Source organism: Ralstonia pickettii (genome assembly GCF_030582395.1).
In the GTDB taxonomy this organism is placed as follows: Bacteria; Pseudomonadota; Gammaproteobacteria; order Burkholderiales; family Burkholderiaceae; genus Ralstonia; species Ralstonia pickettii_D.
Genome location: NZ_CP104381.1, coordinates 2,211,691 through 2,231,071, shown reverse-complemented (window position 1 = coordinate 2,231,071; position 19,381 = coordinate 2,211,691). Strand labels below are relative to the sequence as shown.

Annotated in this window: 16 protein-coding genes and 1 tRNA gene; 12 read left to right on the top strand and 5 right to left on the bottom strand. The window is 63.4% G+C overall.

Translation table 11 applies throughout. The features are described from left to right. Window positions 1-70: 70 nt before the first annotated feature. The 3 genes from N5B55_RS10870 to N5B55_RS10860 all read left to right on the top strand — a co-directional run bounded on the left by N5B55_RS10870 (window position 71) and on the right by N5B55_RS10860 (window position 3,349). Complete coding sequence (locus N5B55_RS10870) at window positions 71-1,405, top strand: NAD(P)/FAD-dependent oxidoreductase (protein WP_304538176.1); 1,335 nt, start codon at window positions 71-73, stop codon at window positions 1,403-1,405. Between the two features lie 108 nt (window positions 1,406-1,513). Further along, the gene (locus tag N5B55_RS10865) at window positions 1,514-2,392 is read left to right on the top strand and encodes a dienelactone hydrolase family protein (protein ID WP_304538175.1); all 879 of its coding nucleotides are present in this window, start codon (window positions 1,514-1,516) and stop codon (window positions 2,390-2,392) included. A gap of 150 nt (window positions 2,393-2,542) precedes the next feature. Next, window positions 2,543-3,349, top strand: coding sequence for a ZIP family metal transporter (locus tag N5B55_RS10860; RefSeq protein ID WP_012762439.1), 807 nt, complete (start codon window positions 2,543-2,545; stop codon window positions 3,347-3,349). 70 nt (window positions 3,350-3,419) lie between these two features. On the opposite strand, the gene N5B55_RS10855 is transcribed toward N5B55_RS10860, so the two are convergent. The 3 genes from N5B55_RS10855 to N5B55_RS10845 form a co-directional block, all read right to left on the bottom strand. Continuing rightward, complete coding sequence (locus tag N5B55_RS10855; RefSeq protein WP_304538174.1) at window positions 3,420-4,307, bottom strand: sulfurtransferase; 888 nt, start codon at window positions 4,305-4,307, stop codon at window positions 3,420-3,422. A gap of 21 nt (window positions 4,308-4,328) precedes the next feature. Continuing rightward, window positions 4,329-5,318, bottom strand: a complete 990-nt coding sequence (locus N5B55_RS10850; protein ID WP_116575374.1) for a DMT family transporter — start codon at window positions 5,316-5,318, stop codon at window positions 4,329-4,331. A 96-nt stretch (window positions 5,319-5,414) separates the two neighbouring features. Beyond that, window positions 5,415-6,512, bottom strand: coding sequence for an aromatic ring-hydroxylating oxygenase subunit alpha (locus tag N5B55_RS10845; protein WP_012762436.1), 1,098 nt, complete (start codon window positions 6,510-6,512; stop codon window positions 5,415-5,417). A 414-nt stretch (window positions 6,513-6,926) separates the two neighbouring features. On the opposite strand from N5B55_RS10845, the gene N5B55_RS10840 reads away from it, so the two are divergent. From N5B55_RS10840 to folE2, 4 genes are all read left to right on the top strand, one after another. Then, window positions 6,927-7,214, top strand: coding sequence for an exodeoxyribonuclease VII small subunit (locus N5B55_RS10840; protein ID WP_065859081.1), 288 nt, complete (start codon window positions 6,927-6,929; stop codon window positions 7,212-7,214). Then, complete coding sequence (locus tag N5B55_RS10835) at window positions 7,211-8,122, top strand: polyprenyl synthetase family protein (RefSeq protein ID WP_304538173.1); 912 nt, start codon at window positions 7,211-7,213, stop codon at window positions 8,120-8,122. The genes N5B55_RS10840 and N5B55_RS10835 overlap by 4 nt, the downstream gene beginning before the upstream one ends. A gap of 56 nt (window positions 8,123-8,178) precedes the next feature. Next, the gene (gene dxs, locus N5B55_RS10830; RefSeq protein WP_304538172.1) at window positions 8,179-10,089 is read left to right on the top strand and encodes a 1-deoxy-D-xylulose-5-phosphate synthase; all 1,911 of its coding nucleotides are present in this window, start codon (window positions 8,179-8,181) and stop codon (window positions 10,087-10,089) included. A gap of 249 nt (window positions 10,090-10,338) precedes the next feature. Beyond that, window positions 10,339-11,145, top strand: coding sequence for a GTP cyclohydrolase FolE2 (gene folE2, locus N5B55_RS10825; RefSeq protein WP_304538171.1), 807 nt, complete (start codon window positions 10,339-10,341; stop codon window positions 11,143-11,145). Between the two features lie 46 nt (window positions 11,146-11,191). Here the strand turns inward: folE2 and tsaD are convergent, their stop codons facing one another. Continuing rightward, the gene (gene tsaD / locus N5B55_RS10820) at window positions 11,192-12,235 is read right to left on the bottom strand and encodes a tRNA (adenosine(37)-N6)-threonylcarbamoyltransferase complex transferase subunit TsaD (RefSeq protein WP_065859052.1); all 1,044 of its coding nucleotides are present in this window, start codon (window positions 12,233-12,235) and stop codon (window positions 11,192-11,194) included. Window positions 12,236-12,330: 95 nt separating this feature from the next. Between tsaD and N5B55_RS10815 the strand changes: the two genes are divergently transcribed. The 3 genes from N5B55_RS10815 to dnaG all read left to right on the top strand — a co-directional run bounded on the left by N5B55_RS10815 (window position 12,331) and on the right by dnaG (window position 15,984). Next, window positions 12,331-13,554, top strand: a complete 1,224-nt coding sequence (locus N5B55_RS10815) for an NAD(P)/FAD-dependent oxidoreductase (RefSeq protein WP_304538170.1) — start codon at window positions 12,331-12,333, stop codon at window positions 13,552-13,554. 131 nt (window positions 13,555-13,685) lie between these two features. Further along, a complete protein-coding gene (locus N5B55_RS10810; RefSeq protein WP_065859072.1) occupies window positions 13,686-14,135 on the top strand; it encodes a GatB/YqeY domain-containing protein in 450 nt (149 codons plus the stop codon). A gap of 37 nt (window positions 14,136-14,172) precedes the next feature. After that, complete coding sequence (gene dnaG / locus N5B55_RS10805) at window positions 14,173-15,984, top strand: DNA primase (protein WP_304538169.1); 1,812 nt, start codon at window positions 14,173-14,175, stop codon at window positions 15,982-15,984. A 108-nt stretch (window positions 15,985-16,092) separates the two neighbouring features. Here the strand turns inward: dnaG and N5B55_RS10800 are convergent, their stop codons facing one another. Then, window positions 16,093-16,473, bottom strand: coding sequence for a hypothetical protein (locus tag N5B55_RS10800; RefSeq protein WP_304538168.1), 381 nt, complete (start codon window positions 16,471-16,473; stop codon window positions 16,093-16,095). On the opposite strand from N5B55_RS10800, the gene rpoD reads away from it, so the two are divergent. Both rpoD and N5B55_RS10790 read left to right on the top strand, forming a co-directional pair. After that, on the top strand, window positions 16,466-18,790 hold the full coding sequence (gene rpoD, locus N5B55_RS10795) for an RNA polymerase sigma factor RpoD (RefSeq protein ID WP_304538167.1): 2,325 nt from the start codon (window positions 16,466-16,468) through the stop codon (window positions 18,788-18,790). The genes N5B55_RS10800 and rpoD overlap by 8 nt on opposite strands. Window positions 18,791-18,897: 107 nt before the next feature. Next, window positions 18,898-18,985: transfer RNA gene (locus N5B55_RS10790), tRNA-Ile, on the top strand. Window positions 18,986-19,381 lie beyond the last annotated feature (396 nt).

Below are 19,381 nucleotides of genomic sequence, written 5' to 3'. Positions count from 1 at the left end.
TTTGCGTTGCAGCAGACTGCACCTGACAGATCACGTGATCGAAAAGATTCAACGGCTCCAGGAGAGGCACATGGCAGGGCAGACGGATGGCACAGGCGGGGCGGGCGGGCGGCGTATTGTGGTGGTCGGGGGGGGCGCAGGCGGGTTGGAGCTTGCGACGCGCCTGGGCGACAAGCTTGGCAAGCGCGGTGCCGCCCAGGTCATTCTGGTCGACCGCAATCCCACACACATCTGGAAACCACTGCTGCATGAAGTCGCTGCCGGCAGCATGGATCCGAACACGCATCAGCTCGAATACGCTGCGCAGGCGCGCTGGCACGGCTTCGAATTTCAGCAGGGCGAACTGAATGGCCTCGATCGCGTCGCCAAATCCATCATCGTGTCCGGATGCGTCGATGCCGACGGCACCGAGGTGCTGCCGGAGCGTGCCATTTCGTACGACACGCTGGTCCTGTCCATCGGCAGCGTGACGCATTTCTTTGGTGTGCCGGGCACGGCCGAGCACGCCATCGCGCTCGACACCGCATGGCAGGCCGAGCGCTTTCGCCGCAAGCTCATCGCGGCATGCATGCGCGCGCAGAACGGCGTGGCCGATGCGCGTCCGCAGGTCGACATCGCCATTGTCGGTGCGGGAGCCACGGGCGTGGAGTTGTCAGCCGAACTGCGCAACACCGCGCACGTGCTGGCGGCTTACGGCCTGCACAAGCTGGACCCGCGCCACGACATCCGCATCCACCTGATCGAAGGTGGTCCGCGCATTTTGCCGGTGCTCAAGGAGCGTATTTCCGCAGCCACCACGGAACTGCTGCACAAGCTCGACGTGGACGTCATCACCAGCGAACGGGTGACGGAAGTCACGGCCAGCGCCGTCAACACGGCGAGCGGCAAATCCATTCCGGCAGATCTGACCGTGTGGGCCGCAGGGATCCGCGCGCCGTCGGTGCTGGGCGAGCTGGGGCTGCCGGTGAACAAGCTGGGTCAGGTGGTCGTCTCGCGCACCCTGCAGGTGGAGGGCGACGACTCGATCTACGCCTTTGGCGATTGCGCGAGCTGCCCGTGGCCCGAGGCGTCGTCCAGCGTGCCTCCGCGTGCGCAGGCGGCACATCAGCAGGCCACCTATCTGTTCGATGCGTTGCGCAAGCGCATGGAGGGCAAGCCAGTCCAGCCGTTCGCGTTCAAGGACCTTGGCTCGCTGGTGTCGCTTGGCCATTTCAGCGCGGTCGGCAGCCTGATGGGCGGGCTGATCGGCGGTTCGATGTTCATCGAAGGCCTGATGGCACGTCTGATGTACACATCGCTGTACCGGATGCACGTGCTGGCGCTGCACGGCTGGGTGCGCATGTCGGTCGACACGGTCATGCACTGGCTGCGCAGCAAGACGAATCCGCGGGTCAAGCTGCACTAGGCCCGTCCTCGTGGCCGAGCCGGATGTCTGGCTCGGCAACAATGCATCTGCTTCGGTAGACTAGCCGCTTCGTTCACCGTAACCGCCCATGGGCGCGAGGAGAGTGCGATGCAGCTTGATGCAGAAGTGGAGAGTCTGGTACCCGGCCGCAGCTTTGACCGTCGCGGCTTCATGAAGACGGCGCTGGGCTCAGCCTTTGCGGCGGCGGTGCTGCCGGTGTCTGCCCAGACCGTCCATACCGATTTCAATGGCCTGACGGCGGGCGAAGTGACCGTGCCCGTGGGCGATTTCAAGATGCCGGCGTATCGCGCGCAGCCTGAGGGCAAGACGAAGCTGCCGGTGGTGATCGTCATCAGCGAAATCTTCGGTGTACACGAATACATTGCCGATATTTGCCGGCGCTTTGCCAAGCTCGGTTACCTGGCGATCGCGCCGGAGTTGTTCGTGCGCCAGGGAGATCCGCGTGCTTACGGAACCGTGCAGGAAACCGTCGCCAACGTGGTCTCCAAGGTGCCGGATTCGCAGGTGGCGGGCGATATCGACGCCACGATCGCCTGGGCCAAGGAGAACGGCGGCGATGCAGCGCGTATCGGCATGACCGGCTTCTGCTGGGGCGGTCGTCAGGTCTGGTTGTCCGCGGAGCGCAATCCCGGCATCCGGGCGGCGGTGGCGTGGTATGGGCCGCTGAAAGGCAATCCGAATCTGCTGCAACCGGTCTCGCCCGTCGACCTGGTCGACGACCTGAAAGCGCCCGTGCTGGGCCTCTACGGGGCCAAGGACACCGTGATCACGGAAGACGTGCGCGACACGATGAAATCCGCGTTGGAGAAATCCAAGAACCCCAAGGCGCACGCGTCGCGCATCATCGTCTACCCAAATTCCGGCCACGCATTTCACGCCGATTACCGCCCGAGCTACATAAAGGCCGACGCAGAAGATGGCTGGAAGAAGTGCCTCGCCTGGTTCAAGGACCACGGCGTGGTGTAGCAGCGAGACGCGCCCAACGAGAAAGGCTCTGGGGAGTCGGCCCGGGGCCTTTTTCTTTTGTCTGCACTGGCAAAGGTTGATAAAGCGGCATACAATTCGCCCTTCTTGCAACTCTGTTGCGTTTATAGGCTTCCGCTGCGTTACGTCCGCATGACCTTCGATACCACCTTGTTGGGCATTCTCCTCGCCACCGCACTGTCGGGCATCGGCAGCATGGCGGGCGCCGCCGTGCTGTCGCTGACGGTGCTGTCGCGCATGGTCGATCGGATGGTCAGTTTTTCGGTGGGCGTGCTGCTGGCCACGTCGCTGCTGCATTCGTTGCCGGAGGCGTTCGAAGCGCATCGCGGTATCGAGCCGAATACGCACGCCCTGTTCGCCACCTTGTTGGCCGGGCTGCTGGGTTTCTTCCTGCTGGAAAAGATCTCGCTGATCCGTCATTCACACCATCACGAGGGTGATGGCCACGGCCATCATCACGGCCATGATCGGCAGGAAGCCGGCCGCAGCGGCCTGATGATCCTCGTGGGCGATGGACTGCACAACTTCTCCGACGGCATCGTCATTGCCGCCGCGTTCCTGGCGGACACCAAGGTTGGCATCGTCACGGCGCTGGCGATTGCCGCACACGAGATCCCACAGGAGATCGGAGATTTCATGGTGCTGCTCAACGCCGGATTCTCCAAGACGCGCGCCTTTGTCTACAACCTCATCTGCAGCCTCTGCGCGCTGGTAGGCGCGGTGCTCGGCTACTACCTGCTGGATCGGCTGACGTCGTGGATTCCTTATGTGCTGGTGGTAGCGTCCAGCAGCTTCATTTACATCGCCGTGTGCGATCTGATGCCGCAGATGAAGCGCCGGCCGCGCTGGCAGGAATCGGCGGTGCAGGTCGCGTTGATCGCTGCCGGCATCGCGATGATCTTTTTGCTGACCGAAGGTCTGCACGGTCACGCGCACTGAGGCGCCGCATTCCCCAAGAAAGAAAGCCCGGTCGATGCCGGGCTTTTTACTGTTCGTCAGATTCGCAACGCTACGGATTCGGCCCAGTGGCCACGGGGCGGGAGGGGTCGCTGCACCACTCGCTCCATGAACCGGCGTAGAGCGCGGCGCCGGTCAGGCCGGCGATCTCCATGGCCAGCGCGTTGTGGCAGGCGGTCACGCCAGAGCCGCATTGCAGCGTCGCGTCTTGCGGTCGGGCGCCGGCCAGCACGGCCGTAAAGTCGGCGCGCAGTTGTTCTGCCGGCTTGAAAGTGCCGTCGGCCTGCAGGTTGTCGCGGAAGAAACGGTTGCGCGCGCCAGGGATGTGGCCGCCAACCGGATCGAGCGTCTCGTTCTCACCGCGGTAGCGGTCGGGGGCGCGGGCGTCGACGACGGGCTTGTCGGCGTGGCCGAGGTATTTCTGCACGATCTCTGCCGTCACCATCTGCATGAGCGAGGGCTTGCGCGTGATATTGCCGGGCGTGGCGTTGAGCTGCGGTTCTTCGGGCACGACCTGGTCGACGGGAAAGTGCGCGGCTTCCCAGGCTTGGAGGCCGCCATCGAGTACGGCCACATCGGCGTGACCGACCCAGCGCAGCAGCCACCACAGGCGCGCCGCGTACATGCTGCCCTGGCGGTCATACGCGACGACCTGCGTGTCGTCGTTCACGCCTAGCGCCTGCAGGCGCGCGACCAGCGCCTCTGCGTCGGGCAGCGGGTGGCGGCCGTTGGTGCCGGTTTTGGGGCCCGACAGTTCGTTGTCGAGGTGCATGTAGAACGCGCCGGGCACATGGCTGGCGTGATACGCATCGCGCCCCGCGGCGGGGTTGGCGAGGTCGAAACTGCAATCGATGACGACCACCGCCTCAGGCGCGCTCTGTTGCAGCGTGGCCAGTTGCGGCGCGGTGATGAGGGTGGCGTAGTGAGCGCGTTCGCTCATGGCGGCAATCTCCAGGGTCGATCAAACTTCCGGGTGAATTTCAGCTTCCGGGCCGGACACGGCGGTCTGCGGTGTCGGATGCTCGGTGCCCGACTGGCGGGCGCGCATGACGGTGGTCACGATACCGCTGCCGATGATGAGCGCCATGCCCGCCCACGACAGCGCATTCAGGTGATCATTCCACAGCAACATACCCCAGCCGCTCGCAAAGACGATGCCGGTGTACTGCAGGTTCGCAGTCAGCAGCGTGTTGCCGCGCTTGTAGGCGCGCGTCATGGCGGTCTGGCCCAGCGTTGCGAGAAGCCCGACCGCCAGCAACAGGCCCGCGCTATGCAAGGTATGCGACTGCGCCCCCCCGATCAGCATCCACACGCCGCCTGCAATTGCGCTCACCAGCGAAAAGTAGAAGACGATGCGCGCCTCGTTCTCCCCCAGATCGCCCAGTTGGCGGACCTCTACATAGGCGAGCGCGGTGAACACGCCGGAGACCAGCCCGACCATGCCGCCGGCGAGCTGGGACGGCCCGCTTCCCACGCTCGGTTGCAGCAGACACAGCACGCCGACAAACGACATCAGGATCGCCGCCACCATCTTCTTGTCTGCGCCCGCGGCTTTACCGGCCATGGCTGCACCCGCGCCGATGATCAACGCAATCCATACCGGCGACATGTAGTTCAGCGTCATGGCTGTGGCGAGCGGCAGCAGGCTGATCGACGTGAACCACAGCAGCAGCGACGTCACCCCGAACACGCTGCGCTTGATATGCGCCGTAAGGTAGGGCGTGCGGATGCCGGCGCCGGTTTTGGCGAGGATGGCACCCATCACGGTCATGCCGATTACGCTGCGGTAGAAGACGATCTCACCCGTGCTGTAGTGCGCTGAGGCCAGTTTCACGCACACGCCCATCGCCGAGAAGGCGAACGCAGCGAGGATCATCCACAGCGATTGGCGGGAGGAACTGTCGGCCGTCTGGATGGCAGTCGGAGCAGCGGTTGCGTTGTCGGCAGGCATGGCAAGGGGGAGGACGAAAAAAAACGGTGCGGCCCGCAGGCTGCACCGTTCCTATTGTGACGCGGAAGGCGGCGGATGCCTACCTTCAGCCGTCGCTTAGTAGTTCATCACGCGCCGATACCATTCGTGGAAGTGCTGCATGCCGTCCTCCATGGGCGACTGGTACGGCCCGACTTCGCTCGTGCCGCGCTTGAGCAGGGCCAGGCGCCCCGCATCCATGCGCTCGGCGATCTCGTCGTCTTCGATGCACGTTTCCATATAGGCGGCGCGTTCGGCTTCAACGAATTCGCGCTCGAACAGCACGATCTCTTCCGGGTAGTAGAACTCGACCACGTTGCGCGTCTTGGTCGGGCCGAGCGGATGCAGCGTCGAAACCACCAGCACGTTCGGATACCACTCGACCATCACGTTCGGGTAGTACGTGAGCCACACCGCGCCGTACTTCGGCATCTCGCCGTTGTTGAAGCGCAGCACGGCCTCGTGCCACTTCTGGTAGGCCGGTGTGCCCGGTTTGCGCAAATTGGCGTGGATGCCAACGGTCTGTACGCTGTGCCACTCGCCGAATTCCCACTCCAGGTCATCGCACGAGACGAACTGGCCGAGGCCAGGGTGGAAGGGCACGACGTGGTAGTCCTCGAGGTACACCTCGATGAAGGTCTTCCAGTTGTAGTTGCAGTCGTGCACCTCGACGTGATCAAGCATGTAGCCGGAAAAGTCGAGATCGCGCGCCACGCCCAGGCGGGCGAGGTCTTCGCGCACGTCACGCTTGCCCTCGAACAGCAGACCGTTCCAATTCTGCAGCGGCGAGCGCGACAGATGCACGCACGGTTGCTTCTCAAAGTGCGGCGCGCCCAGCAGGTCGCCCTGCAGGTTGTACGTCCAGCGATGCAGCGGGCAAACGATGTTCTGAGCATTGCCGCGCCCATTGAGCATGATGGCCTGCCGATGCCGGCACACGTTGGAAAGCAGTTCGACGCCGTTCGGATTGCGCACCAGCACGCGGCCTTCGGCCTCGGCGGCAAGCGTGTGGTAGTCGCCAACTTCCGGAACCATCAGCTCATGGCCGACGTAACCGGGGCCATGTTTGAACAGACGTTCGATTTCAGTTTGATACAGCGCCTCGTCGAAGTAAGCAGAGACGGGCAGCTGGGTTTCAGACGGCACCAGGTTCAGTGCGGCGCTGAGATTGGACATTATCCCCACTCCCAATAACGGTGAAAGCAGTGAACAACCCAACCATCGAAAAGATCGATTTGGGAAAGGACGCCATCGGCAGGTGGCCTAGGGTCTGTTGAGGTAGGAAACGAGCGCTTGCTGGCCCCCGCTTGGGCCAACGACCATACGTTCAATGGGCCAACAGACCCAAACCATCGTGCGGAGCGGCGTACGCCGGCCCGGCCTTTGGAGGAAAGGGGGGGATTGTACCCCAGGGAAATTGATAAGTCCCTGATTTTCGAACCCTTTCCGCCGCCGGGCCCTCAACTCTTACATCGAGGTTGCCCCGCGTCCCACTTGCGGACCGCTACCCCGCACCGTGCGGGATGTGCGCAGAACGCACGCGGAATTGCCGTAAAATGCCGGATTGTCCTTTTCTGATTCGCAACCGGCATGCCCCGTGCCTCAAACGACGCCTCCAGCAGCGCGTCCGCCACGCCCTCCGCCACGCCGGCTTCCTATGAAGCGGCCATGGCCGAACTCGAAACCCTTGTCGCAAGCATGGAATCCGGCGAATTGCCGCTGGAGGCCTCGCTTGCGGCGTATCGACGCGGGGCTGAACTGGTCAGGTACTGCCAGCAGGTGCTGGAGCGCGTCGAGCAGCAAGTGCGCGTGCTTGACGGTGATGCCCTGAAGCCCTTGGGCGACGAGTCCGACACCAACGAGCAAGGCGACGCATGAGCGATTTCGCCCAATGGATGGCGTCCGTGGTCGCGCGGACGGAAAGCGCGCTCGACCGTGCGTTGCCACCCGAAGCCGTTGCCCCGCAACGGCTGCATGCCGCCATGCGCTACGCCACCTTGGGTGCGGGAAAGCGTGTGCGCCCATTGCTGGCGCACGCCGCCGGTGCGCTTGGCGACGCATCGCCTGTGGCGCTGGACGGCGTAAGCTGCGCGGTGGAGATGATCCACGCCTACTCGCTGGTTCATGACGACATGCCGTGCATGGATGACGATGACCTGCGTCGCGGCCGCCCTACCGTGCATCGCGCCTATGATGAAGCGACGGCGCTGCTGGTGGGTGATGCCCTGCAGACGCAGGCGTTCATCCTGCTGGCTGAGTTGGGCGCGGTCAGCGCACCAACGCGGGCGCAACTGGTGGGTGAATTGGCACGCGCATCCGGTTCGCTTGGCATGGCGGGCGGTCAGGCGATCGATCTGCAAAGCGTCGGCGTTGCGCTGTCGCAGGATGCATTGGAAGCGATGCACCGCATGAAGACCGGTGCGTTGCTGCGAGCCAGTCTGCGCATGGGCGCGCTCTGTGCTGGCGTGAATGCCGCTGCATTGGAGCATGTGGATACTTATGCAGGCGCTGTTGGACTCGCGTTCCAGGTGGTCGACGACATCCTCGACGTGACGGCCGATACTGCAACGCTGGGCAAGACCGCCGGCAAGGATCAGGCCAACGACAAGCCGACTTACGTCTCCATCCTCGGCTTGGACAAGGCCCGGGCGCTGGCCGATGAGCTGCACGCCGCAGCGGCAGCGGCGCTCGCACAGTTGGCCGGCGAGATCGGCTGTGAAGCGAGCGAAGCCCGTACCGTTCGATTGGCCCAGATGGCCGACCTGATCGTGCGGCGTGGCCACTGAACAACATTGCATGGACCTTAGAAGTCTTTGCCAAAACGCCTGAGCGGCGGTCCCACATGACGTACGAACTTCTGAACACCATCGACGATCCGGCCGACCTGCGCCGCCTGGACCGCCGCCAACTCGGGCCCCTGGCAGACGAGTTGCGCGCCTTCGTGCTCGATTCCGTGTCTCAAACGGGCGGCCATCTGTCGTCGAACCTGGGCACGGTCGAGCTGACCATTGCACTGCACTACGTCTTCAACACGCCGGAAGACCGCATCGTGTGGGACGTCGGCCACCAGAGCTATCCGCACAAGATCCTGACAGGCCGCCGCGACCAGATGGGCTCTTTGCGTCAGCTGGACGGCATCTCGGGCTTCCCGCGCCGCAGCGAGAGCCCGTACGACACGTTCGGTACCGCGCACTCCTCCACGTCGATTTCGGCCGCGCTGGGTATGGCCCTGGGCGCCAAGACCAACGGTGAAGACCGCGTCGCCATTGCCGTGATCGGCGACGGTGCGATGAGCGCCGGCATGGCCTTCGAGGCGATGAACAACGCGGGCGTCTATAAAGACCTGCCGCTGGTGGTGGTGCTGAACGACAACGACATGTCGATCTCGCCGCCGGTGGGGGCGCTGAACCGCTATCTGGCGCGGCTGATGAGCGGGCAGTTCTACGCGGCCACCAAGAAGGGCGTGGAAAAGCTGCTGTCGGTGGCGCCGCCGGTGCTCGAGTTTGCCAAGCGCTTCGAGGAACACACCAAGGGCATGTTCGTGCCGGCCACGATGTTCGAGGAGTTCGGCTTCAATTACATCGGTCCGATCGACGGGCACGATCTCGAATCGCTGGTACCGACGCTGCAGAACATCCGCCAGCGCGCACGTGAAGGTGGCGGTCCGCAGTTTCTGCACGTCGTCACCAAGAAGGGCCAGGGCTACAAGCTGGCCGAGGCTGACCCGATCCTCTATCACGGCCCGGGCAAGTTCAATCCGCAGGAGGGCATCAAGCCTTCGGGGCGTCCGGCCAAAGTCACGTACACGCAAGTGTTCGGCCAATGGCTGTGCGATATGGCGGCGGCTGACCAGCGCCTGGTGGGTATCACGCCGGCCATGCGCGAAGGCTCGGGGATGGTGGAGTTCGAACAGCGCTTTCCCGATCGCTATTACGACGTCGGCATCGCCGAGCAGCACGCCGTCACCTTTGCCGGCGGCCTGGCGTGCGAGGGGCTCAAGCCGGTCGTTGCGATTTATTCGACGTTCCTGCAGCGCGGCTACGACCAGTTGATCCACGACGTGGCGCTGCAGAACCTGCCGGTGGTATTCGCGCTGGACCGCGCAGGGCTGGTCGGTGCAGACGGCGCCACGCACGCCGGTGCCTACGACATTGCCTACCTGCGCTGCATCCCCAACATGATGGTGATGACGCCGGCCGACGAGAACGAATGCCGCCAACTCCTCAGCACAGCCTTCGCGCAAGGTGGCCCGACAGCGGTCCGCTATCCGCGGGGTGCCGGCACGGGCGTGGCGGTGCAGCCGACGCTGGAGCCGCTGCCCGTGGGCAAGGCCGAAGTGCGCCGCGCTTCCACCGCCCCGGCTGGCCAGCGTGTGGCGATTCTGGCATTTGGTTCGATGGTGGCCCCGGCTTCGGCAGCGGCTGAGCGTTTGGACGCGACCCTGGTCAACATGCGCTTCGTCAAGCCTCTCGACGTGGCTTGCGTGCTGGAAATGGCCCGCACGCACGATTACGTGGTCACCGTAGAGGAAGGCTGCGTGATGGGCGGTGCAGGCAGCGCCTGTCTGGAAGCACTGGCTTGCGCAGGTGTCGCCACGCCAGTGCTGCAACTCGGGCTGCCCGACCGCTTTGTCGATCACGGTGATCACGCGGCGCTGCTTGCGCAATGTGGTCTGGACGCCAACGGCATCCTCGCTTCCATCCGCGAGCGTTTTGCCGTACAGCCGCGTGCTGCCGCCCCGCGCGTCGCCTGAGGCACTTTGGTCCCGCGCCATAGGCAGAATCAATCACCCGCATTGCAGCCGGGGGTTTGAGTAGTTGACTGCAAAGGTAGGAGATTTCTTTTACACTCCGCCAGTCCTATTTTTGAATTGTGTGCGCAGTCGCGGGATGGGCCGATTCGATCACTTGAGGGGTGGTCAGCATCAGCCAGGTTCCGCGGTTTCACACTCGTTGCGTGCCGGCCGACTGCGATGGCCGGGCGACCGTAAAGGAAACCGATCATGAACGATATGAACCCGGCTTTCGCGATGCCGGACGTGCAGTCCAGCCACGATAACCGCCAGATCCCCATTCAGCGTGTTGGCGTGCGCGGCGTGCGTTACCCGATGTCGCTGCAAACGCCTTCGGGCGTGCTGAATACCGTCGGCACGTACAACCTCGACGTGCATCTGCCGGCCGACCAGAAGGGCACGCACATGTCGCGCTTCGTCGCGCTGCTTGAAGAAGAGCGCGAGCCCCTGAATCTGGCGCAATTCGAGTTGCTGCTGGAAAAGATGCTGGAGAAGCTCGAAGCCGACGCCGGCCGCATCGAAGTCCACTTCCCGTATTTCGTCAGCAAGACGGCCCCGGTGTCGGGCGTGCAGTCGCTGATGGACTATGAAGTGACGATGATTGGCGAAGTGCGCGACGGCCATACCAAGGTTCGCGTCAAGGCGCTGGTGCCGGTGACGAGCCTGTGCCCGTGCTCGAAAAAGATCTCGCAGTACGGCGCGCACAATCAGCGCTCGCACATCACGATCGATGCCGAGCTGGCCGCCGATACGCCGGTGGAATCGCTGATCCGCATGGCCGAAGAAGAAGCGTCGTGCGAACTGTGGGGCCTGCTCAAGCGTCCGGACGAGAAGTTCGTGACCGAGCGTGCTTACGAAAACCCGAAGTTCGTGGAAGACCTGGTGCGCGATATCGCCATGCGCCTGAACCAGGACGACCGCATCGTCGCCTACACGCTGGAAGCGGAGAACTTCGAGTCGATCCACAACCACAGCGCGTATGCGCTGATCGAGCGCGACAAACGCACCGACAAGTAATCGACGCGCCGCCCCAAGGAAAAGCCGCTCAACCGAGCGGCTTTTTTCATGCCTGGTGGATGCGGATGTCTTCGAGGTCCCAGCGCGGCGTCACGCCGTAGCCGTAGCCGTCCTGCACCTGGGCGGGGTCTGCCTGCAACCGCATGGCGCCAGCAAAGGCAATCATCGCGCCGTTGTCGGTGCAGAACTGAAGGTCGGGGTAATAGACGCGCAGGCCGCGCTTCTTGCCTTCGGCGTTCAACCCGTCGCGCAATTGGCGGTTGGCGCCCACGCCGCCAGCCACGACGATGCGCTTGAGGCCATGCTCGCGTGCCGCGCGCAGCGTCTTCTTGACGAGCACTTCCACGATGGCGTCGACAAACGCGCGGGCAAGATCAGCGCGCGGCTGATGGCAGGTCTCGCTGTCGGTCAGGTTGAGCTTGCGCACCTGGGTGAGCACCGCGGTCTTGAGGCCCGCGAACGAAAAATCGAAATTACCAGAATGCAGCATGGGCCGGGGCAGGTCGAATACGCCCGGGTTGCCGAACTCAGCCAGACGCGACACGGCTGGCCCACCCGGATACCCGAGGCCGAGCAGCTTGGCGGTTTTATCGAAAGCTTCGCCGGCGGCATCGTCGAGCGTCTCGCCAAGCAGCGTGTACTGGCCGACGGCATCGACGCGCATCAACTGCGTATGCCCGCCCGAGACGAGCAGCGCCAGGAACGGAAACTCCGGCCGGTCTGCTTCCAACAGCGGCGAAAGTAGATGCCCCTCCAGGTGGTGCACACCCACCAGCGGTTTGCCCAGCGCAAACGCCAGCGCATTGGCCACCGAAGCGCCGACCAGCAGCGCGCCGGCCAGCCCCGGGCCTTTCGTATAAGCGATCGCGTCGATGTCCGCGCGCGTCGCGCCGGCTTTGGCCAGCACTTCTTCCAGCAGCGGAATCACGCGGCGGATGTGATCGCGCGAGGCCAGCTCCGGCACCACACCGCCGTACTCGCGGTGCATGGCGATCTGCGAATACAGCGCATGCGCGCGCAGGCCAGCCGCCGTGTCGTACAGGGCGACGCCGGTTTCGTCACAGGAGGATTCGATGCCGAGGACCAGCATGGCAAGCGGGTGTGAGGAGTTGCAAAGGGAAGGCCGCCGAAGATAGCACAAGTTAAAATGCGCGGTTTCTTCAAGAATAGGGCGGCGCAGCGATCATGATGCGGTGCGATGTAGCGGTGATCGGCGCAGGCGCGGCCGGGATGATGTGTGCGGCCGTTGCCGGGCAGCGGGGCGCGCGCGTGGTGCTGATCGATCACGCAACAAAGCTGGCCGAGAAGATTCGCATCTCTGGCGGTGGCCGCTGCAACTTCACGAACATCAACGCGGGTCCGGCCAACTACCTGTCGAACAACCCGCACTTCAGCCGCTCGGCGCTGGCGCGGTACACGGCGCAGGACTTCACCAGCCTCGTCTCCAGCTACCGCATTCCGTATCACGAGAAGCACAAGGGCCAGCTCTTCTGCGACGACAGCGCGGAAGACATCATCCGCATGCTCGAAACCGAATGCGAGCGGGGCAACGTGATCTGGCGAACCGGCTGCTCGATCGCTGAAGTTGGCAAGGACGGCGAGGCATATCGCTTGTCGACCAGTGCGGGCGAGATCGTCGCCGACAAGGTGGTGATCGCCACAGGCGGCCTGTCAATTCCGAAGATCGGCGCGACGGATTTCGGGTATCGCATTGCGCGGCAGTTCGGCTTGAAGATTGTTGAGACGCACCCGGCATTGGTGCCGCTCACCTTCAATGCCGAGCATTGGGCGCCATTTTCGGCGTTGTCCGGTGTGTCGATGGAAGTCGACGTGACCGTTGCCCAGCCTCCGGCCAAGGGCGGCCGCAAGGGCAGCGCTACGACGTTCCGAGAAGACTTGCTGCTCACCCATCGCGGGCTGTCCGGTCCCGCGGTGCTGCAGATCTCCAGCTTCTGGAATGCCGGCCAGCCGCTTCTCATCGATCTGCTGCCCGACACCGACGCCGGGCAGTGGCTGTGCGATGAAAAATCCGGCTCACGCAAGCAACTCGGTACGGTACTGGCGCAGCGCCTGCCGGAACGCGTGGCGCAGGCGTGGTGCGCCACGCACGGTGCCCACCCGCAGGCTCCGATCGCCGAGTTGCCGGACAAGGTGCTGCGCACCCTGGGCGGCGCGCTCAACCGCTGGGAACTGACGCCTTCCGGCAGCGAAGGCTATCGCAAGGCTGAAGTAACGCGCGGCGGCGTCGACACGCGGGCCCTCTCCTCCGCCACGATGGAGGCGCAATCTGCGCCCGGCCTGTATTTCATCGGCGAGGTCGTCGACGTCACGGGCTGGCTTGGCGGCTACAACTTCCAGTGGGCGTGGGCATCTGCCGTGGCGGCAGGCGAGGCTGCCTCGGCCCGCTGATCCCCCACGGATCGGTCCTGGAACTGTCCGGGTTCTGTGCTACGATCAGTGATCCATTTTTCAAGTTTGCAACCCGCTGGGCCCACCGTCCAAGCGGGTTTTGCCGTTTATCGGAGTTCGGAATGTCGCAGCTGTCCCTCAAGGCCCAGATCACGGAAGACATGAAGGCCGCCATGCGCGCCAAGGAAACAGATCGCCTGGGCACGATCCGCCTGTTGCAGGCTGCCATCAAGCAGCGCGAGGTGGACGAGCGCATCGAGCTGGATGACGCTGCCGTGCTGGCCGTGATCGACAAGATGCTCAAGCAGCGCAAGGATTCCATCACCGCATTCGAGCAAGCCGGCCGCGACGACCTCGTCGCCAAGGAAGCAGCCGAAGTGGCCGTGCTGCAGGTCTATATGCCAGCGCAACTGTCGGAAGCCGAAGTCGACGCCGCGGTGCGTGACGCCGTGGCCAAGGCTGGTGCAACTGGCCCGCAAGACATGGGCAAGGTGATGGGCATCCTCAAGCCGGCGCTGGCCGGCCGTGCCGACATGACGCAAGTCTCGGCCCGCGTGAAGGCTGCCCTGACCGGCGCCTGAGTCCCGACACCCGCCGCATCGAAGGGGCGCACTCCGCGTGATCCCGCAGCCGTTCATTGACGACCTGCTCAACCGCGTCGATATCGTCGACGTGGTGGGCCGTTACGTGCAGTTGAAGAAGGGCGGCGCCAACTTCATGGGGCTGTGCCCGTTCCATAACGAGAAATCGCCGTCTTTCTCGGTATCGCCCACCAAACAGTTCTATCACTGCTTCGGCTGCGGCGCGCATGGATCGGCCATCGGCTTCCTGATGGAATTTTCCGGGCAGTCGTACGTCGAGGCCATCAAGGATCTTGCACAGTCCGTCGGCATGGTCGTGCCCGAAGAGCGCGGGGGATTGCCGCCTGCGGCGCGGGCCGAGCAGCAAGCCAAGACCGTTGCTCTCGGCGACGTCATGGCCCGCGCGTGCGATCACTACCGCAAGCAATTGCGCAGCGCCCCCAACGCCATCCAATATCTCAAAGGCCGCGGCCTGACAGGCGAGATTGCCGCGCACTTCGGTTTGGGCTATGCGCCGGACGACTGGCAATCGCTTGAAGCCGTGTTCGGTCCGTACCGCGAAGACGCCACCGCCGCACCGCTCATCGAAGCCGGTCTCGTCATCGAAAGCGAGAAGACCGGCGCCGATGGTTCGCACCGTCGCTACGACCGGTTTCGCGATCGCATCATGTTCCCCATCCGCAATACCAAGGGCGTGGTGATCGGGTTCGGCGGCCGGGTGCTGGGGCAGGGCGAACCGAAATATCTCAATTCCCCCGAAACGCCGTTGTTCAGCAAGGGCACCGAACTGTACGGCCTGTTCGAAGCGCGCAACGCCATCCGCGAGTTCGACTATGTGCTCGTCGTGGAAGGCTACATGGATGTCGTCGCGCTGGCGCAGTTGGGGTTTGCCAATGCAGTGGCCACGCTCGGCACGGCCTGCACGCCGGTTCACGTGCAGAAGCTGCTGCGGCAGGTCGATACGGTGATCTTCTCATTCGACGGGGACAGCGCCGGGCGCCGCGCCGCGCGTCGCGCGCTCGAAGCGTGCCTGCCGCACGCCACCGACAACAAGACGATCAAGTTTCTCTTCCTGCCCTCGGAACACGACCCGGACAGCTTCGTGCGCGAAGAAGGCACCGAGGCCTTTGCCCGCGAAGTGCGCAACGCGATGCCGCTGTCGCGCTTCCTGCTACAGGCGGTGACTGAGGATCTCGACATGCGCCAGCCCGAGGGGCGTGCCCGCGCGCAATATGAAGCCAAGCCGCTGCTGAGTGCCATGCCCGCCGGCGGACTGCGCCTGCAGATCGTGCGCGGCCTGGCAGAAATGACCGGCACCACGCCCGCCGATATCGAAGCGCTATGCGGCCTTCGCAGCGACCCGGCACAAGCAGGGCGCATGACACAGAAACGGCCCCGGGTGGCGCGCACCGCACCCACGGCGCTTGAGCAGAAGGTGCTCCGCCTGCTGATGCGCTATCCCGCGCTGGCGGCCCGGCTCGACGCCGATGCCCGCGCCCAGTTGACTGCGCCTCAATTGCCCCAAGGTGAGGTATTGGCGGGGCTGCTCGCCGAATGCGATGCTGCGGGTCCGGAAGTGCACTTCGGCGCCTTCATCGAGCGTCTCGGTCAGACACCCTACGCCGAAGCGTTTGCCGGACTGCGTACGGCTGTGCTCCAAGACGATATCGAGCTGGAGCCGGCCATTTCCGAATTCGATACCGCCGTACAGAAGATGCTCGCGGAGCCGCTGAAGCGCGAGCTGGAGATGTTGCAGCGCAAGATGGAAGCCGGCCATGCCGGCGACGACGACAAGGAGCGCATGCGCTGGCTGGTGGGCGAAATCAGCCGCCGCCGACAGCTCGTGTAACGCATGCACCGCAGAGGCAAGCCCCAAGCGGGGCGGGCAATTGCGGGTAGCCCCTTGATTTTTCAGGCGAAAACCCGATTTTCGTTTAGACCGGCTTGGTCTGGCGTGCTAGAATAGCCGGTTTGGATTGCAAGTCCTTTTTCCCATTTTTGGGGGAGTGAGCGTGCCCATGGTGAAGGTGAAGACCTCCGCGAAGGCCGGTTCCAAGGCCAGTCCTGCTTCTGTTTCTGCCAAGCGATCCTCATCGGCGCGCGGCTCGGGAGGAGGAAAGCCACCAGCGGGAACGGCGAAAGTCGCGAATGGTCGGACCCATGTAGGGCAGGCGGGATCGACAGGAGTGAAGGCCACTGCGCCGGCAAAGACGGGGAAAACCCAGCCGCGCCAGACCGCCGATATCACCGTCGCCGCCAAGACTGTCAAACCGACAGCGCGCACAAAGGGCGCGATCCAATCTTCAACCTCAGGCAAGGTCTCGACGTCGATGAGCACGAGCGCCAGACCTGGCGGCACAGCCGCTTCCGTCGCACTCAAGGGCAAGACAACCACCGTGGCGAAATCGAAAGTTACCGAAGTCGAGAGCAAGCAGACCACTGCCAGCGCAAGCGCAACCAAGACGGGTACCGCTCGTACCAGCACCGCAGCCAAGCCAGCCAAGGCAACCGCGGAAGACACCAAGCGCACCGCCCAGGCAGGGGCCACCCCCACAACTCCTCCCGCGCCCCGCGCCGAGGCCGCAGCCGAGCCCAAGAAGCGCGGCCGCAAGCCCAAGGCAGAGACGCAGGCAGACGATGACAGCAGCACGGACGTGACTGAAGAATTTGACACCCCCGCCGCCCCGGCACCGAAAACCGAAAAGCTGAAGGCCCGTGACCGCAAGGCCAAGGAAAAGGCCCTGCTCAAGGAATTCGCTGCTTCGCAGCAAGGCGGTTCGGAAGAAGAGCTTGAGGCCCGCCGCCAGAAGCTCAAGGCGCTGATCAAGCTGGGCAAATCGCGCGGCTACCTGACCTACGCTGAAATCAACGACCACCTCCCCGACGACATGGTCGACGTGGAGTCGATGGAAACGTTGGTTGCCACGCTCAACGACATCGGCGTTGCCGTGTACGAGCAGGCTCCGGACGCCGAAACGCTGCTCCTGAACGACAACGCGCCTTCCGTGACCACGGAAGAAGAGGCTGAGGAAGAAGCCGAAGCCGCGCTGTCGACGGTTGATTCCGAATTCGGCCGCACGACCGACCCGGTGCGCATGTACATGCGCGAAATGGGCACGGTCGAGCTGCTTACGCGTGAAGGCGAAATCGAAATCGCCAAGCGCATCGAAGCCGGCTTGAAAGACATGGTCATGGCCATCTCGGCCTGCCCGGTCACCATTTCGGAAATCCTCGCCATGGGCGAGCGCGTGGCCAACGATGAGTCGAAGATCGACGAGTTCATCGACGGCCTGATCGACCCGAACGCTGAAGCCGAGGCCGCTGCTGCCGCCGAGGAAGAAGAGGAGTTCGAGGAAGAAGAGGCCGAAGAAGAGGGCGACGAAGAGGAAGACGAGGACGATGAAGGTGCCGGCGCTGCCGCCGCTTCGGCCCGTCAACTCGAAGAGCTCAAGCAGGCTGCACTCGTCAAGTTTGGTGTGATCGGCGAGCAGTTCGACAAGATGCGCCGTGCATTCGAGAAGGAAGGCTACAAGTCGAAGCCTTACGTGAAGGCGCAGGAAGCCATCCAGGCCGAACTGATGACGATCCGCTTCACGGCACGCAACGTCGAGCGTCTGTGCGACACGCTGCGCGGCCAGGTGGACGAAGTGCGCAAGCTCGAACGCGCCATCCTGAACATCGTGGTCGACAAGTGCGGCATGCCGCGTGGCGAGTTCGTTGCGCGTTTCCCGGGCAACGAGACGAACCTGAAGTGGATCGAAACCGTGGTGGCTGACGGCAAGCCGTACAGCACCATCGTCGAACGTAACGTGCCGGCCGTGCACGAACTGCAGCAAAAGCTGATCGACCTGCAAGCGCGCGTGGTGCTGCCGCTGGCCGAGTTGAAGGACGTCAACCGCAAGATGTCGGAAGGCGAGCGCCGCGCCCGCGAGGCGAAGCGTGAGATGACCGAGGCCAACCTGCGTCTGGTGATCTCGATCGCCAAGAAGTACACGAACCGCGGTCTGCAGTTCCTCGACCTGATCCAGGAAGGCAACATCGGCCTGATGAAGGCGGTGGACAAGTTCGAATACCGTCGCGGCTACAAGTTTTCGACGTACGCCACGTGGTGGATCCGTCAGGCCATCACGCGTTCGATCGCCGATCAGGCGCGCACCATCCGTATTCCGGTGCACATGATCGAGACGATCAACAAGATGAACCGCATCTCGCGTCAGATCCTGCAGGAAACCGGCAATGAGCCGGATCCGGCAACGCTGGCCGAGAAGATGGAAATGCCGGAAGACAAGATCCGCAAGATCATGAAGATCGCGAAGGAACCGATCTCCATGGAAACGCCGATCGGTGACGACGACGATTCCCATCTGGGCGATTTCATTGAGGACACGAACACGCTGGCCCCCGCCGAAGCGGCCCTGCATGGGTCCATGCGCGGCGTGGTGAAGGACGTGCTCGATTCGCTGACGCCGCGCGAAGCCAAGGTGCTTCGCATGCGTTTCGGTATCGAAATGAGCACTGACCACACGCTGGAAGAAGTCGGCAAGCAGTTCGACGTGACCCGCGAGCGTATCCGGCAGATCGAGGCCAAGGCGCTGCGCAAGTTGCGCCATCCGAGCCGCTCCGACAAGCTGAAGAGCTTCCTGGAAGGCAGCTGATTCTGTAGCGACGCAGGCGATTTTCCGAGTGGGCTCTCGCCCACTTTCAGGTAAAATCCCGCATCAGGCCCGGCCCAGCGCCGGGTCTCTTTTTTTTCCCGTTTTCAGGGCCGGACGCCGTGCTGGTTGCAGGCAGCGGACTCATAATCCGCCTCCGAAAGGACACCGTGGGTTCGAATCCCACCCGGCCCACCATCCTTCCTACCGTTTTTCCCCGCCTCCGTCCCGACATTTGCGTGCCTTTTATCGGGCAAGCATGGGTTGTTTTGCACGCGTTATTCGTTTGGGACCGTATTTTGCTACCGCTATACCGCGCTCAAAATATATTCGTTTCGAAACAATTGAATAACGCCTCATTACGGTTGGCATTCCCCCTAACAGAGGGGGAGTTTAAAACACTTCAAACGAAACGGTTTCATTCCTTCGTTTGAAAATTCGCCAAACCGCGCCGCGCCTGCTTGCGCGGGAGATGGCGGACGTTGTTTTGAATGAAATCTCTATTTACTTCATACCCTGACCGGACCATAGTTTCGGCCATAACGATAAGTAAATAGTCAGTAGCGTACCCTTCGGAGACACAGGATGTTACGC

Excerpts from the sequence above, each read along its gene's own strand:
- N5B55_RS10870 (WP_304538176.1), top strand. The coding sequence starts at position 71 with ATGGCAGGGCAGACGGATGGCACAGGCGGGGCGGGCGGGCGGCGTATT.
- N5B55_RS10865 (WP_304538175.1), top strand. The coding sequence starts at position 1,514 with ATGCAGCTTGATGCAGAAGTGGAGAGTCTGGTACCCGGCCGCAGCTTT.
- N5B55_RS10860 (WP_012762439.1), top strand. The coding sequence starts at position 2,543 with ATGACCTTCGATACCACCTTGTTGGGCATTCTCCTCGCCACCGCACTG.
- N5B55_RS10855 (WP_304538174.1), bottom strand. The coding sequence starts at position 4,307 with ATGAGCGAACGCGCTCACTACGCCACCCTCATCACCGCGCCGCAACTG.
- N5B55_RS10850 (WP_116575374.1), bottom strand. The coding sequence starts at position 5,318 with ATGCCTGCCGACAACGCAACCGCTGCTCCGACTGCCATCCAGACGGCC.
- N5B55_RS10845 (WP_012762436.1), bottom strand. The coding sequence starts at position 6,512 with ATGTCCAATCTCAGCGCCGCACTGAACCTGGTGCCGTCTGAAACCCAG.
- N5B55_RS10840 (WP_065859081.1), top strand. The coding sequence starts at position 6,927 with ATGCCCCGTGCCTCAAACGACGCCTCCAGCAGCGCGTCCGCCACGCCC.
- N5B55_RS10835 (WP_304538173.1), top strand. The coding sequence starts at position 7,211 with ATGAGCGATTTCGCCCAATGGATGGCGTCCGTGGTCGCGCGGACGGAA.
- dxs (WP_304538172.1), top strand. The coding sequence starts at position 8,179 with ATGACGTACGAACTTCTGAACACCATCGACGATCCGGCCGACCTGCGC.
- folE2 (WP_304538171.1), top strand. The coding sequence starts at position 10,339 with ATGAACGATATGAACCCGGCTTTCGCGATGCCGGACGTGCAGTCCAGC.
- tsaD (WP_065859052.1), bottom strand. The coding sequence starts at position 12,235 with ATGCTGGTCCTCGGCATCGAATCCTCCTGTGACGAAACCGGCGTCGCC.
- N5B55_RS10815 (WP_304538170.1), top strand. The coding sequence starts at position 12,331 with ATGATGCGGTGCGATGTAGCGGTGATCGGCGCAGGCGCGGCCGGGATG.
- rpoD (WP_304538167.1), top strand. The coding sequence starts at position 16,466 with ATGAGCACGAGCGCCAGACCTGGCGGCACAGCCGCTTCCGTCGCACTC.